Source organism: Streptomyces sp. NPDC002057 (assembly GCF_040296665.1).
In the GTDB taxonomy this organism is placed as follows: Bacteria; Actinomycetota; Actinomycetes; order Streptomycetales; family Streptomycetaceae; genus Streptomyces.
Window position 1 is genome coordinate 13,630 of record NZ_JBEOXR010000053.1, and the last position, 15,223, is coordinate 28,852.

The window sequence follows — 15,223 nt, forward strand, 5'->3', positions numbered from 1 at the left end:
GCCCGGAATCCTGCCCGCAGTCCGTGCCTGCCCGACAGGTCAGGAAGGCACCGGGTCCTCGGTCAGGATTCGTCAGGACCTCCGAGCGGGAGGGCTCACTGGGACGGGCGGCGGGTGGTCGGGATGCCGACCGGGACGGGTGACCGCTGGGCGAGTCGTGCGGCGTCGGCCTGCTTGGTGCGGACGAAGGCCAAGGTCAGATCGATGCCGTCGACCTCACCGAGCCACTGTTCCTCCTCGGCTCGTCTTCGGCGGAGGACCAGGTCCTTCTCGATCTCCGCCAGCCTGGGCAGCATCTTGGGGTTGACCTGCAGCACCGGGCATCGGATGCAGGCGTGCTCGTGCTGACAGGGTGATCCATAAGGTCGAGCACAGTTCCCGAGCTCGACCTTGCGCTTGTCGAAGTGCTCCTCGAACTCGGCCCACTCCTGGGCGGTGACGTCGGTGTATTCGTCATCGGGCCGCAGGGTCCGGCGGTGGTTCAGGAACTCCTGGTAGTGCTTGACGATGTCCTCGGCGAAGACGGCGACGTAGCCCTGCGTGGTCCGCAGGTTCAGGTGTCCGAGCAAGGCCGCGCCGATGTGAATCGGCAGACCGCCGTTGACGATCTCGGTGGCGAAGAGCCGACGGAAGTCGTGCGGGGTGAACCTGGTCCCGGCGAAGGCAGGGTTCGTCTTCGCAAGCTCGTCGCAGCTGCGGCCGAGCATTTCGAGCACGGTGCCAGGTGACATGACCGCGCGGACGCTGCCCCGGTGACGCTGGAACAGGAACGGCATGGGGTCCAGCCAGATCCTCTCGTGAGGGTCGTAGCGGGTCAGAAGTGGAATGGACCGGCCGTCGCGGGTCTGGCGGCGGACGATCTGAGCGATGGCGTGGAAGAGCTCGGCGGACATCGGGATGACGCGCTCGCGTTCGGTCTTCGAGGGGGCGACGACCAAGAGGGCGATGACCTCGCCGTTGGAACGCTCGTATTGGCGGATGCTGAGATGGGTGAGTTCGACGAGTTCCTCGACGCGGATGCCGCTGTGCCGCAGGATCTCGACGGACGCCCACTCCCAGAACGCCGTGTCCTCGGCGATCGTCACGTGGATCAGCTCGCCGGTGCCGTGCTCGGTGACCCTGACGGTCGGCTCGGCCGCGAGCTTCTCCTGGCGTCTGTCCTCACAGGAATCGGTGCGGCTGTAGCGGCGGCCCTCGTGCTCGAAGGATGCTCCCAGCGGGACCGACCGGGCGAGCTCCAGGAGGCCGGACAGGCGCTCGTAGCGGTCCTCGATGTGCCGGACGAGGAGTGGCAGCAGCGGCTGGCGGGCGCGAGTGCGGTCGGCCATCCGCCGGTTGATGTCGCGTAGCCGTTTGCTGAACCCCTTCAGGTCCCGCGGCATGATCGGGCAAGGCGTCACCCACTGGGCCCACCGTTCCGGTTCCACGATGGCCCAGCTGTGAAGGTCGATGTAGAGGCTGCGGACGGACAGGAGAACGGCCGGGAGGTCCTTGCGGATCTTGGTCCGGTCAGCCTTCCCGTCCTTCCGCCAGTACTGGATCTCGGCCCGCCACTGGTCATAGAGCTCCTGGCTCAGGTTCAGGTCCCGCTGACCGGGATTGAGCTCCTCGATCAGGGCCCAGAAATGGCCGGCCAGGTGACGGGCCAGCGATTCGAGGGTGTTGTAGTCCGTCTCCGCCTTGCGGCGCGTCAGGTAGTCGATCAGCAGCTGCCGGACCGCGGCGTTCTTGACGCCGTAACGGTCGACGAGTTCCTCGATGCTGCGCTGACCGTCATAAACGAACGTCCTCAGCGTCGGCGGCGACCCGGGCGGGAAGTGGCCCATCTTGTGCAGGACCTCCCAGGCGCCCAAGGCCGCGAACCGGGTCGTGTCCTTGTTCGCTCCGTGGGTGAGCCCCAGGCGCTTGCTTTCCAGCGAGTAGTGCAGCAGAGCCGGCGGAGTCAGATGCTCCATCGCGATGCCCTGGGTGGTCAGAACGCAGGCCAGGTCGAACTTCGCCCGGGCTCGGTGGATCGCGGTCAGATGGTGCGAAGCGTCGACCACCTCGAAGAAGGCGTCCAGGCCGGGGTCCTTCTGAAGCAGCCGGAACGACTCGGGATATCTGGAGAACTTGTTCGCCCGAAACCCGGAGAGCGAGGGCTGGATGATCCGTGCGGCGAACGCCATTCTCAGCGCGGAGGCCAGATCGCTTGGGTCGATGCGAGACCCCGGACGGCCCAGGATGCTGACCCCCGGCGCCTCCTCACGGTTGAACCCGCTGGCCTCCCATCTCTCCTGCCAGGTCTCGCCGGGCAGCGTCTCCAGATGACCGAAGAGCCTGCGGACGCCGGCCCGGCGCTTGTAACCATCGGACTTCGCCAGGTGCGTCCAGACGTTCCGGGCCAGCTCGCCCAGCTCGGCGATGCTGGCTCTCGACAGGTCACCAAACGGCGCCGGAGGATTCTCCGGCCGCGGAGCCGGTGCCGCCTTCACCTCAGCGCGAGAGAACGGCGTCGACGGCCTCAGCCGAGGTGTCTCGTCATAGTTCGGGCGGCGGTTGCGGAGCGTGTAGGTGTCGGCGGGCGTGCGGCTAACCACCGAACACCGCCTTGACGTCGGCAGGATCGTAGGCAGCGGAGAAGGTCCGCTGAACCCTGGGCCGGGTGTAGTGGGCCTGAAGGGCGTCGAAGAGGTCCTCGACCCTGGCGTTCAGGTAGCGGCCGGTGGTCGCCAGATCAGTGTGCCGCAGGATCGCCCGGACCTGGGCAAGCGTGAGGTTGGGGTCGTTCGCCATACGGTTCGCGGCCGTGTGCCGCAGGTCGTGCAGGGTCCAGTTCGTGCCGAGCCTGTCGTTGACCCGCTGCAGGACCCGCCGCATCGCGAAGTAGGTCAGCGGCCGGTCCGGTCCGCGCAAGGTCCGGAAGACCGGCTCGTGAGCCGCAGGCAGGCCGATCCGGTCTAGGTAGGCGGCCAGGACCGTCAGGGCCTGAGGGCTCGCGGGAACGGCCTCGCGTTCGTCGGTGCCTTTGCTCACCACGTAGAACAGCTGCCTGGCCCAGTCGATGTCGCCCGGGGTGACGCCCAGGAGCTCGCTCGCCCTCGACCCGCTGGAGACGTAGAGCAGAATGGCCGCCGTGTCCCGGTCGCAGGTCATGGCCGCGAAGAGCTCACCCCACATCGCGTCAGGAATGGACCGCGGGTCGGTCTGCCGGACACGCTGGCGCAACCGGGCCCGCCTGAACAGCGGGGCCTGGCCGTCGGGAGCCCTGTGCGCGAGGGCCCGGCGCTGGGCCACCGCCTCCGGAACCGGATTAACCAGCGGACCCCGGCTGTAATGCAGGTGGTAGGCGTAGAAACTTGAGACCACCGTCAGACAGTGGTTGATCGTCGTCGGCGCGTATCCCGGCCCGAGGTAGCGCTTGCCCGTGCGGATATTCACCGAGCCGGCCTGCGGGGCGTTCGGGTTCCGGCGCCGCCGCTGCGGGTTGGGAGCGGTGCGGAGCCATCCCACCAGCGCGGATGCTTCCGCTTCGGTCGCCCTGTCCCACTCGACGCCGAGAAACCACAGCAGCCGGAACCAGCGCTGGAGGTCGTAGGCGTAGCTCCGAACGGTCAGCGGCCGGTTGTCGTCCAAAGTCAGGCCTCGAAGGTACGGAACGACAGGCTCGACGACGGCCCCATCAGGGGCGACAACGGCGTACCGGGGAATTGAGTCCATCTGAACGACCGAGCCGACACGGGGCACATCCACCCGTCCCTCGATCAATAAGCGATGCAGGTCCTGCAACACACACTTCCTCAGAGACGTAGATCATCTCCCTCTGCGATCAGAGGCGATAGTGCAGTTAACACAGTACGACCCGGCGCCGAACTGGACCGGGTCGACGGTGGAGCGGTCCACGAACGCGACGATCTCGATGGCTTTCGCCGTGGGCAGCGGCATTCCGGCGAGGTCCTCGTCCGTGATGGGGATGATGTGGTCCTTCCGGTCCTCGTAGCCCTTCCCGATCTCATCGTCGGTCAGCTCCTGGCCGTCGATCTCGCACGTCTTGCGGTACCGGATACGGCCGCCGTCCTCCGTGTGCACCTGCCGGAGGGACACGTCGTGCCGCTCGGTGGCATTCACCAGCTGGCACGGAACGGTGACCAGGCCGAACGAGATAGCGCCGGACCACAGGGGACGGGGCATGCGCACTCCTCGCGGCCCCCCTTGGGCGTGCCACCAGGCTAGGCAGACCCGGCCCGTGATAGCACGACTCGGCGAGCGGGAGAGCGATGCATACCTGCCCGTGGGCAGCCCGCTGGCCGGCTCCAGTCTGCCGCGCGATCCGGAGTGGCACGCGTACGGAATCCGCGATCCCGCACGTCCCTGCACGGTCACGGCACCCCGATGATGAGCTGTTTCAGCTCGGGAACGGACTACCGTGCTCGGGAAGCTGCCCGCCCGGAGGCAGGTATCGCAGCCGCCCGTTACGGTCGGTCACCGGTGTGAACCCGGCCGCCTCCACCTGGGCGGTGTACCGGACGACGTAGCGCCGGCTGATGGCGAACCCGACAGGCAACAGGGCTGCGATCACGACAAAGAACACTCCGCCGATCGTGAGGGCGCCGATAGCGCCATCGCCGAGATCGGAGCCGAGCCCCACAGCAGCCAGGGTGAGGAGACCGGTCATGAGCACCAGCCGTTGCCTGATGGAGTGCTCACGGTTGAGGTCCAGGACCATGCGGGCCTTGAGAAGCTCAAGCGCGTCGGGCGCGAACGGCGGCAACGCGCCGCCGTCGCCCGCGTGCGGATACCGGGCCCGGTTCTCCGCAGCGAGCGCCCGGGCCTGCGGGCTGGGGTCCGGCACGAGCCACATCGTGCACCAACCGCCGCTGCCCGTCTTCAGGTCCGCGTACTCGTACCCGAACTGCTGCGCGATGAAGGCAAATCGGGTGAGCTTCTTCATCGACGTGGACAGGATGAGCGTGACCGGCTCCCCGCTCGCCATCAATCGCAGCATTTTCTGCATGTTCTTGTCACCCATTGGTATCCCCCCAGGTACTCGTGCTCTGGGCAGCCTCCCACAACGGCACGCCCATGTGGATCACAGGCCCCACGACGTCGGCTGCCTCGCTGCGGACGCGGACAGTCGTCGGTACGCAGCTGCGTATCGGCCCTTCAGCCGTACCCACCGCCGTTTCTGACCGCGCCTGGACAGGGACAGTCAGGTGAGGCGCCAACGGCGATTCCCCTCCCAGCCATCCTCGCGTTGCATGTAACCGAGCATCGAGCGGGAATGCCGGGCCCAGCCGTCCTGGTCGGCGATGGCGATGAAGTCGCGGACCGCGCGGCGGGCGACAGAGGCCAGGCCGATGCGCAGGAAGTGCCCTGTCCAGGCGATCGCCACCTCGGCCCGGGCGGAGATCCACTTGACGGCGCGGGTAACGGAGTCCGCGCCCATGCCACCGGTGACGTGGCCCCAGCGGTCGACGTCAACGAAGACAGGTGTCGACGGGCCGGCCCACCGCTCACCGTTCTCGGCGACCAGGCAGGCGCGGTAAGCGGTGTAGGCGCGGACCGGGCAGGTCCCGGGATCGCCGGCGTATCGGATCTTGACGTGGCGGACGCTGTGCTTGGTCTTGCCGCTGAGCCGGGCGGCGAGCAGGCCACGCGGGCGCAGGGCGACGTCACCGATGTTAAGTCCGGCCGGTCCTGGGAGCGGGAGGCGTACCGGAAGCCAGTGAGGGCCAGGGGTTTGTCCCTGGCGCCGGTGAGGGTGTCGGGACAGGCGCGGGCGATGGCGCGCAAGCCGGTGTCGAATGCGGATTACAGGGTGGCCGTCCAGCGGCCGCGGGTGAGGGTGGTCTCTCCCTGCGGTGTGATGGTGACCCGGGCGCCGTACACGGGCAGCTCTCCCATCCAGTTGAGGCGGTCGAGAATCGCCTCCAGGGGGTCCCAAAGGCGGCGGGGGCCGCCCTGGTGCACGGTGGGGGCTTCCCGGGGGCCGGTGGCGTGGGCGCGGACCCATGAACCGTCAGGATGGGCCATCCATACGGTGTGACTGCGGTCCGGATCCCAGTGGTGGCGGTGCTCGATGCCGGGGGTCTGGAGCTGGAGCATGGAGCGGACGCTCCACGCCTCCGGAACGAACAGGAGCAGGTGGCGGCTGACACTCGCCTCGCCGTCGCCGGACTCCGCCTCTTCCCAGACGGAGTCCGGGACCGTCTTCTCATAGTCGTCGCCCTGGCGGGGTCCCATGAAGGAGGCGGGTTCGTAGGAGGTCTGGCCCCTGGCGCCGCCGTCTGGGGTCTTGTCGGCGTAGAGGATCAGGCTGGTGCCGGTGATCGTGGTGACCAGCCGGCCGCCGGGGCGCAGGGCCTTGAGCCAGGCGGCGGGGATGGTCGGCATGGATACGGTGGACACGATCCGGTCGTACTCGCCGGGGAGCGGGCCCTGGGTCAGGTCGCAGACCGCGGTCTGGGGTCGAAGCCCGATGGAGGCGAGGCGGTCGGTGGCGGAGTCGACGAGGTAGGGGTCGATGTCGACGCTGGTCACCAGGTCGGGGCCGAGGCGGTGGCAGGCCAGGGCGGTGCCGTAGCCGGTCCCGGTGGTCACCAGTGTGCGGCAGCCGTCGGTGATCCTGGCGTGCTCGTACATGTCGAGGACCAGGGTCGGCAGCGTCGAGGACGCGGTCGGTGCTCCGGTGGCGATGTCTCCGGGCTTGACGTGATCCGCGTGCAGAGGGCCGATCCTTGTCAGGATCGTCGAGTCGCTGTACGCGGTGGCGAACCACTGGTCGACGTTCGCCGCACCGTCACGAACCACCCTGCCGTCGGCTTCCCGGTCCCACTCCCACCAGCGGGGTACGAACTCATGCCGAGGCGTTTCGGCAACCGCCTTCCACCAGAGCGGATCCGCCGGGGCGACCTCGTCGGCCAGTCGTTTCGCATGATCCTGCCAGTCCATGCCCACCCTCATCGTCTCTTGCCGTGCCCTGTTCGATCAGTCATCCATCGGTCCGCAGGGGTCGCCCTTGGAAGGACCGCAGGTGTCGCCGGACGGTGCGCAGTCCGGCGCGCACGGGTCCGCCGACACCCGGGCCGGGACGCTCGCGCGCGCCCGCTCCCATTCGGAGCTGGCCAGGACCGTCGCGAGCGGCGTCTGTCGGACGTTGCCCGTAGCCAGGAACCGGCCGATCTCGCAAGGAGCCACCCGTCCGTCCGGCAGTACGGCGGCCTTGCCGTGGGCGCACCGCCCGCACAGCGACGACGTGGACGGCACAAGACCGCCGGCGGCACGACCGACCGCGCGGACCCGGTCGACGGTGGCGGTGACTCCGAGGACTTCCATCTCGGCGCGGGCCTGCTCCGCCCTCTGGCCGTTGCCGTGGTCGACGATGGCGACCCGCAGGTTCACGCCGCGGCATGCGGCCTCGACGATGGCGGCGCGGGTCGCCGTGTGCGACCCGGCCCGGCCGGTGATCGCGTCGTGTTCGGCTGCGATGTCGCTGTAGTACGAGGTGGCGACGTTCACCCGCGAGTCCTCGAAGAGCCTCCAGTGCTCGGCGCGGACCCTGTACAGGTTGGAGTGGACCCGGACCGCAAGGCCGACCCGCAGCGTGTGCTCGACAAGCTCGGTGAACGCCGGGTGCAGGGTGGGCTCACCTCCGATTAACTGCACGGTGCCCGCCCCAAGGACGACGGCCTCGTCGACGAGCCGATGCCAGTCCTCGACGGTCATGGTGCCGTGGCCCTGGGCCGGGCCGGCCTCGGCATAGCACTGGCCGGGGCAGGTGAACTGACAGCGGGCGGTGAGTTCCAGCGAGAGGAAATCGAGCGAAGCAGCGGCGGGGTGTGTGTCCAGCACGGTCATGGGTGCTCCTTGTACGTGCAGCCCAGCATGCCGGGCTCAGGATGGCTGTGTGGGTGGGACGGCCGTACTCGTGCGGCAGGACCACAGAAGTACCCGGACCGGCACGGAAGTTCGTCCTCGTGACAGAGGTGCTGCGCGAGTGGCCGGGCATCCCCGCTTCGGCGGCTTTCACCCTGGTGGTGCCGACGGTGCACCACGAGCGTCAGGTGCGGGGGCCGGCTCGGGCTGGAGCTTTCCGGAAGGGCCACGACCACAGGCTCTGTGGTCAGAGTGCTTATCGGGCCGCCGCTCGGGCTGCGTGCGGGCACGGACTGTCCTTGCCAATCCTTTCGTTGGGAGTCCAGGTGATTGTGGGTCCCAGGCGCTGGGCGCGTCACAGACCGCGTCTGAGCTCTTCCGCGCGCTTGCTCGGAGGCATGGGAGGCCGCGTCTGGGTTCTCGGCGTCGATGTGGACGTCAGCGCGAATACGGCGAGCGTGACCCGACACGGCGCCAGGGATGGCGGCCGGGAGCTGGCGTAGTCCGACGCCGGTGAAGCAGTTCCGGTGGCATGGCGGCAGCCCAGTGAACCGCACGCATCTGGATCAGCGTCGCTCGTACAGCGCCAGTTCGGGCAGGAGTCGGAACGCCTCACGGGCCGCGACAAGCGCTTCGTCCCACCGGCGCTGCCCCTCCAGCCTGCGGGAGAGCGCGTACAGGGCTTTGGCAAGGTCGGGGACGTGGGCGGGACGGGTGGCGGCCAGGGTGCGGTAGATGGCGACGGCTTCTTCGACGGCGGCGAGAGCCTCCTCCGGCATGCCGGACTGCTCCCGTCGTACCGTCACGGCGATCAGGCTGCTCGCCAGGCCGGGCAGGTAGGTGCCCGGGGCGCGGGAGGCGAGGGTGCGGCGGATGCCTAGGGCTTCCTCGACGGCCGCCAGGGCCTGCTCTGTGCGGCCCACAGCCGCCAGCCGGGTGCCGAGGGTGTGGAGTTGCACGGGCAGGTGGGGCAGGTGGGCGTCAGGGTAGGCGCGCGCCAGGCTGCGAAGGATTCGCACACACTCCTCGGTGGCGGCGAGAGCCTGGTCGGGCCGGCCCAGGGCCGCGTAGAGCGCCGCGGCCGTGCTCAGGCTCGCGTTGAGCGCCATCAGGTGGGCGTCGGGATGGATGGCGACCAGGTCCCGGTGAATGGCCAAGGCCTCTTCGGCGGCGGCCAAGGCCTCTTCCTGCCGGCCCGAGTCCTCCAGGGCCCAGGCCAGCTGGCCCAGGCTCTGGGCCAGCTGGGGCAGGTAGGCGTCGGGACGTGTCCTGGCCATGGCTCGGCTGACATGCACCACACGCTCGGCCACCGACAGGGCGCCTTTCAGCCAGCCCATCTCCGCACCTTTGACCGCCATCTCGTTCAGCGTCGCGACGTGAGCGGGGGAGTACGCAGAGCCTGCACCGGACATGCCCTCGTGCAGGCGGGCGGCTTCGATGAGCACTTCCATAGCCTCCTCCTTCCGGCCTAGGTCCCACAGGCGTTCGGAGTGGGTGTTCAGGCTCCGGGCGAGCTGACGGGCGTCGGGCGAGCCTGCTCCGGCATCGCGGCGCAGGCGCACCGCTTCCTCGGAGGAGGCCAGCGCCGTCTCCCGCCGCCCGAGATCGCCCAGCAGGGAGGCGAGCGTGTTCAGGCTTTCGACGAGGTCGGGGGTACGGCCATCGCCCAAGCCGCGGGAGAGTGCCACGGCCTCTGTGATCGTGGCCAGGGCCTCCTCGCGGCGTCCCAGGTCACGCAGCCGGTCGGCGTACGTGTTCAGGCTCGCGATCAGGGGGATCGTGTCGGTCAAGGAGCGCGCGACGGTGACTGCTTCCTCGGCGGGGGCCAGGGCCTCCTCCCGCCGGTCCAGGGCCGCAAGCCGCGAGGAGAGGGAATGCAGGCTCCACACCAGGTCGGGGGTGTGAGGGAGATCGCGCTGGCGGTCGACCAGGTGCTGGGCCAGGTCGCAGGCCCAGACGGCCAGGCGCTGGCTGCGCGGGAGCCGGTCGTCGAGCTGCCTGAGGGTGTCTTGCGGGGTCCGGGGATCCGCGGCGATCTGCTGCAGGCCGGCCACGAGCGGGCCGGGGCGCTCCACTTGGGTGGCGGCGGCCATCACCATGGGCGCCAGGACGGTGCGGTGGCGGACGCACAGTGCGGTGAGCCGGTCGTCGAGCTGTCCCTCGAAGACGGCGTGCGCGGACGCGCGGCTGTAAAGGGTCAGCAGCCGGCCCGCCTGCTCCTCGGTGATGCCCGGTACGAGGTCGTCGGCGAGCCCGGGATGTGCTTCCAGGCGGCGGCCGATCAGACGCTCCGTCAGTCGGTCGGGCTGCAGGCTGCCCCAGGGACCCGCATCGGCCGGCGGATAGAGGGCGGCGATCCAGGCCAGGACGGCATCGCGGCGGTCGCGCGGCTGGTCGGCCAGCCCGCTGACCTTGCGCAGGACCTCGGCGGCCTGATCTCGATCGGCAGCCCCCAGCAGTAGGGCGGCGGCGAGCGCGGCATCGAGGGTGGCCGTGCTCAGCGCCGGGCTGAGACCGGAGGCTGTCGCGCTCTGCTCCCAGTAGCGGCGCTCGTGCAGGAGCAGGCGGTCCTCGACGCCGGTGGCCGGTCCCACCGTGTCCTCGGCCGCACCGGTGTTGGCGGCGTCCAACAGGTCGGCCAGCGCGGTCATGTGCAGGGTCAGCGCATTGTCCATACCGGCCCGGCCCACGTAGGGGAAGGGAAGAGCGGCGGCCAGTACCGGCCAGTCGGGTCCCTCCTGGCCCCGAACGTCGGGCAGCGCAGCCGCGAAGGCCTTCGCTGCCCGCCGGTATGCCTGCGGACGCGCGGCCATGTCGCTCTCCAGCGCCGGCAGCGCGACCACCGGCGTGCCGTCGAGCAGCTCTTCGGCGGTACGGCTCATGGCCTGTGTGCTGGTCCACCAGTCCCCGGACGTCCGGGCTAGCAGGAGGACCTTGAACGGCGTGGCGCCCCCGTGCTCGGCGGCGGCCTCTAGGAGCGCGGCGAGCTGTGCCGCGCGGGTCTCCGCGTAATCCAGCACTACCAACAGCGGTTTGGCGGCCCGGCCCACCGCCCGAAGCTCTGCTGGAGCGGCGGTGGCGCGCGGCCAGAGCACCGCCCAGCCGTCCGGAGCCATAGTGCCGGCGAGCTGATGGGCCAGCCGGGTCTTGCCCTGCCCGGCCGGGCCGTGCAACAGCCAGCTGCCGAACCCCTCCTGCCAGCACCAGCGAGTCAGCCGGTCCAGCAGTTCCTCCCGGCCGTGGAACGCCACAATCTGCCGACCCGCCTGCAGCAGCGCCGCCGCCGAGCCCAGACCGCCGGCCGGCGCCACCAGGTCGGCCTCGGCCACGTCCTGGAATTCGACTGCTTCGAGCATCATCGCACCGGCGCAGTGCTCGGCCAGCACGGCCCGGAACTGCGCGTCGTGATGCAGTACGTACGCTGGCACCACCGAGAGCGCTGCATGCCCGGAGCGGCCCGCGTCGGCCACGACCACCCCGGTCAGCAGGCGGCCGCAGAACATGGCGGCACCTGACATCCCGCCCCAGGGCGACGACCCGTCGGCCGGCCAGACCGGTGGAAACGAACCGATGTCCATCAGGTGTCGGTTGGCCACGAAGCCGCTGCCCGGATTCACCGTCCCCGCCAGCTGCGCGGCCTCCACCGCCGCTCCCGGCTGCTGTACTACGTCCGGTACGCCCCATGTCGCACAGGGCTGCCCGGGTTGCTCGGTCACCAGGCGGCCCCAGCGAACCTCCGCGCCCACCGGTGGCCGCCACCTGGCGTCGTCCACTTCCACCAAGGCAGCATCGTCGCGCCCGCCGGGCGTGCCGCACCACACCACGGCACCGCCGTACACCGCGTCACCGCCCGGCCGGAACACCTGCACCGGCGAGCCGCGCCGACCGGCCACGTGTGCCGAGGTGAGCACCAGTCGGGGACCGATCACGTACCCCGATCCAGGCCCGCCCGTTCCTCCGACCGCGACCAGACGATCCCGCCTCATCGCATCCCCCGTTTCGTACGCCGACGCCCGGTCAGTCCTGGATCCGCCCGCTCACGTCGCCGGGACCGGCCGGCCGATCCGCACCCCCGCTGACCAGCAGATCGCCGCCGGCGGTATCCCTTGGGGTGAGAGTGAACGACACCCGGTGCGTCCGCCCGCGGGCCACCCCGACTTCTGCGTCTGCCGTCACAGCCCACACCCGGAAGCCCGCCTTGGCCCGCGCATCGGCGCGCAGCTCGACTTCGAACTCCATCTCCACGGGCCCGACCACGAATGAGATCTCGTGTCCCACAGCGCGCGCCGCGGCATCCAGCAGCTCGTCCCGTACCGCCGCCACCGCGTCCGCCAAGCCGATCTCCACGCATCCCACCCCGTCCCCGCCGACTGCATGTCTCTTTCAGACCGAGCGTAAAGGCACCACACCGCCCTACGCAGGCGATCACGAACGGTTGTCCGAGTCCGGACGGGGCAGGACACCTGCCCGCTCCTGCAGATGACGGAGCCATCCGCGTACCACGTCCACTCCTACACGGTCGCGCCGCCGACGCTCCGGCCGTGAGGAAGCCCGCCCGGCTCGCGCCGACGATGAACACCCCGTCCCGGTAGGGCAGGACGCTCTGCTGCGTCGACGGCGGGGCGGCCGTCATCGCCATGGCCGCCGGCACCTACGCTGCTGCCGCGCCCGCAGTGACGACGAGTGCGACGGCGACCGCGGTGACGAGCCGGTACCGGGATATGTGTGCTCCGGACTAGGTGCGCTTCTTCCCAGAGATGTGGGTGTGGCTTGATCGCCACGCCGACATGACTCCCGGGGCGGCCCGACGGTTGTTCGTCTGAGCTCTTCGCCTCCAGCCTTGGGCCTCTTTGCCGGCCGCTCTTTCACTCTCACCGTGTGGCGTGCGCGTGTCGCATCGCGCTGATACACCCGGGACCGGTGCGTACAGGCACACGCCGATGGCGGATGCCGCGTCGGTGCGATGCCGGATTGTGAAGCGGGACCGTCTCCTGGAACACCGGCCGGCGCCCCCAGCCCCTGACCGTCCTCTTCGTGGACAACACCCGCCCCCACGTCTTGGGGCCCCTCTGCAAGGGCGCCGCGAGGCGCGGCCGCCGGGTACGTGTCTCTCACGCGATGCCCGGCGTCGTCCGGATGCACAGCCTTGCGCCTGCCGAATGGGCAAGCGGGCCGCGCGCCGGCCAGTCCCGCGGCGGCTTGGATCGTCGACGGGACAGCTTCTGGGGCAGGAGGGGCCCCGCAGCCTTGAGCCTCATGATCGGCAGTTCCAACAAGGGGACAATCGCCTCTGCCGTGGATACGTATGAGTTCAGTTCAGAACGGATTGTTCGGCACCACGGCACGGGGCACATTTGGATGTCTGGTGGAGGTCGTTGGCGGCCACAGGTCGAGCGTCACGGCTGGCATACCCGCGCCCTGCGCCTCGGTCGAGGTGAGACCGCTGACGGCAGTCGGTACGTTCAAGGTGGCCCCTTGGGTCCGGGTCCCGCCGCCAGGACTGGACATCTTCGGGGCGGGGCCCTGCGTACCGGACATGCACCGGGCCCGGCTTCCGCCTCTTCGCGGGAGAAGCCCGGCCCTCGGCAGCACGAAGGCCCAACTTTCCTTTGAAGAAGGGAAGCGGGCCCAAGACCCGCATACACCAATCTGCAGGACCGCACACTATCCAGCAGTGCTACGCAGTGTGGTGAGCAGCATGGTGGCCTGTCGCATCGCGGGGACTTTCCCCTTGTGACCGCACCGGTGTCCCCTACCGGGCAGCCGACCCCCGAAGCGCACCACTCGGCCGGCGTTCCTGTCCGAACTCGGCGGCTCCTTCTTCCACAGGGAACGGTCCTCGTCAAAGCCGGCTGGCTGTCCGCCCCGTGAGCCTTTGCGCAGGCGAGCGGCCTGGCTGTCACTCATCTGAGGGATCGTGTCGTAGATGCCCCCACCGCCGCAGGTACTCGCGCATGGGTCCGCTGCTGTACGCCTGGCCGGCAGCGCGTGCCGTTTGGATCAGGTCGGGATGCGGATCCCTGCGCCGCCGACCCTGATCCGCCGGTCGCCCGCCCGCAATTCCACCGTGAGGACGCCGGGGCGTCCCATGTCCTCCCCTTGGCGGAGGGTGAGGACCGTCGCCTCGGGCACGAGTCCGAGCTCACGGGCATACGCGCCGAAGGCGGCGGCCGCCGCTCCCGTCGCCGGGTCCTCGACCACACCGCCCACCGGGAACGGGGCGCGGACGTGGAAGACCTCCGCAGAGGCGCGCCAGACCAACTGCAGGGTCGTCAGGTCGAGCCGGTGCATGAGGGCTTCCAGGCGGGCGAAGTCGTACGCCAGGTGGGCCAGGCGCTCGCGGCTCGCGGCGGCGAGGACCAGATGGCGGGCGCCCGCGAAGGCGATGCGGGCAGGCATGGCGGGATCGAGGTCGCCGGCCGGCCAGTCGAGCGCGGCGAGTGCCTCTGTCAGGTCATCGGCCTCGACATCCTCGACGTGCGGCACGACGCTCGTGAGCGTGGCCCGCAGCGCCCCGCCCTCGCGTGTCACGGTGACCGGCACGGTCCCGGCCTGCGTGGTGAATACCAGGTCGCCGGGGCCGACTCGCTCGCCGAGGGCCACGGCCGTCGCGACGGTGGCGTGACCGCAGAAGGAGACTTCCGCCTTCGGGCTGAAGTAGCGGATGGTGTACGCGCGCCCGGCGTCCGACGCGCCGGAGCCCGCTCCCTCGGGCGGCGCTGTCAGGAACGCGCTCTCGCTGTAGCCGACTTCGGCGGCGATTGCCAGCATCTCCTCGTAGCTGAGGCCCGTGGCGTCGAGAACGATTCCGGCGGGATTGCCTCCCTCGGGGTCTTTGGAGAAGGCGGTGTATCGCAGGACGTCGGGGGTTTGCCGTACGGAGTTCATGCCGGGCCAACGGCGTGGATCCCCGCGGAGGTTCCCCAGATAGGGACCGTATCGAAGCCCCGCCCGTCACGGCACTCCGCGGTAGCCCAGCATCGGCGGACAGTGAACGGCGACGCTCCCCGGGCCACGCGCAGCATGGCCCGCTGCTGGTCAACGGGGTGCGGTCAGGGGTGCGACGCCGACTACTCGCGCCGTGGTCGACTCCACCAGGTCGGACGCGACCATGCCAGGTGAAGGACAGGCCCCTACCCGGTACCTGAAACTGAAGCTCCACGACACGGCCCGCGCGCAGGCCTCCGCTCACGGCGGTGCGCACAGCTGGGCCGGGGTGAGGGCCAGCATGATCGCCCGGTTCTGGCCGTCGAAGCCTGGCCGCCGGGTTGTATTCGCCGGCCTCAGCGGTCGGCGGATCCGTGCGAAGCCATCCTGTCCCGCCCCGCCGATGGGCGCCGGACGGTCGGAGGGTTCCGCACGCCCGGTC

At 69.9% G+C, this 15,223-nt stretch carries 9 protein-coding genes and 1 pseudogene; all 10 read right to left on the reverse strand.

Going from position 1 to position 15,223, the window contains the following annotated elements; all coding sequences use genetic code 11:
* Positions 1-95: 95 nt before the first annotated feature.
* The 10 genes and pseudogenes from ABT129_RS30660 to ABT129_RS30705 all read right to left on the reverse strand — a co-directional run bounded on the left by ABT129_RS30660 (position 96) and on the right by ABT129_RS30705 (position 14,742).
* Positions 96-2,579, reverse strand: coding sequence for a tyrosine-type recombinase/integrase (locus ABT129_RS30660; RefSeq protein WP_351908108.1), 2,484 nt, complete (start codon positions 2,577-2,579; stop codon positions 96-98).
* The gene (locus tag ABT129_RS30665) at positions 2,572-3,771 is read right to left on the reverse strand and encodes a tyrosine-type recombinase/integrase (protein ID WP_351908110.1); all 1,200 of its coding nucleotides are present in this window, start codon (positions 3,769-3,771) and stop codon (positions 2,572-2,574) included. The genes ABT129_RS30660 and ABT129_RS30665 overlap by 8 nt, the downstream gene beginning before the upstream one ends.
* Positions 3,772-3,834: 63 nt before the next feature.
* A pseudogene (locus tag ABT129_RS30670) lies at positions 3,835-4,170 on the reverse strand (Ku protein); the annotation flags it as partial.
* A gap of 214 nt (positions 4,171-4,384) precedes the next feature.
* Positions 4,385-5,008, reverse strand: coding sequence for a hypothetical protein (locus ABT129_RS30675; RefSeq protein ID WP_351908114.1), 624 nt, complete (start codon positions 5,006-5,008; stop codon positions 4,385-4,387).
* 180 nt (positions 5,009-5,188) lie between these two features.
* On the reverse strand, positions 5,189-5,425 hold the full coding sequence (locus ABT129_RS30680) for a site-specific integrase (protein ID WP_351908116.1): 237 nt from the start codon (positions 5,423-5,425) through the stop codon (positions 5,189-5,191).
* Between the two features lie 365 nt (positions 5,426-5,790).
* Positions 5,791-6,930, reverse strand: coding sequence for a methyltransferase domain-containing protein (locus tag ABT129_RS30685; protein ID WP_351908118.1), 1,140 nt, complete (start codon positions 6,928-6,930; stop codon positions 5,791-5,793).
* A gap of 36 nt (positions 6,931-6,966) precedes the next feature.
* Positions 6,967-7,836, reverse strand: a complete 870-nt coding sequence (locus ABT129_RS30690) for a radical SAM/SPASM domain-containing protein (protein WP_351908120.1) — start codon at positions 7,834-7,836, stop codon at positions 6,967-6,969.
* A gap of 584 nt (positions 7,837-8,420) precedes the next feature.
* A complete protein-coding gene (locus ABT129_RS30695) occupies positions 8,421-11,783 on the reverse strand; it encodes a tetratricopeptide repeat protein (protein ID WP_351908122.1) in 3,363 nt (1,120 codons plus the stop codon).
* A gap of 88 nt (positions 11,784-11,871) precedes the next feature.
* Positions 11,872-12,201: a trypco2 family protein gene (locus ABT129_RS30700; protein ID WP_351908124.1), complete on the reverse strand. Its 330-nt coding sequence runs from the start codon at positions 12,199-12,201 to the stop codon at positions 11,872-11,874.
* Positions 12,202-13,854: 1,653 nt separating this feature from the next.
* The gene (locus tag ABT129_RS30705; RefSeq protein ID WP_351908126.1) at positions 13,855-14,742 is read right to left on the reverse strand and encodes a PhzF family phenazine biosynthesis protein; all 888 of its coding nucleotides are present in this window, start codon (positions 14,740-14,742) and stop codon (positions 13,855-13,857) included.
* Positions 14,743-15,223 lie beyond the last annotated feature (481 nt).

Coding starts and splice junctions, on each gene's coding strand:
- ABT129_RS30675 (WP_351908114.1), bottom strand. CDS start 5,008: ATGGGTGACAAGAACATGCAGAAAATGCTGCGATTGATGGCGAGCGGG.
- ABT129_RS30680 (WP_351908116.1), bottom strand. CDS start 5,425: ATGGGCGCGGACTCCGTTACCCGCGCCGTCAAGTGGATCTCCGCCCGG.
- ABT129_RS30685 (WP_351908118.1), bottom strand. CDS start 6,930: ATGGACTGGCAGGATCATGCGAAACGACTGGCCGACGAGGTCGCCCCG.
- ABT129_RS30690 (WP_351908120.1), bottom strand. CDS start 7,836: ATGACCGTGCTGGACACACACCCCGCCGCTGCTTCGCTCGATTTCCTC.
- ABT129_RS30705 (WP_351908126.1), bottom strand. CDS start 14,742: ATGAACTCCGTACGGCAAACCCCCGACGTCCTGCGATACACCGCCTTC.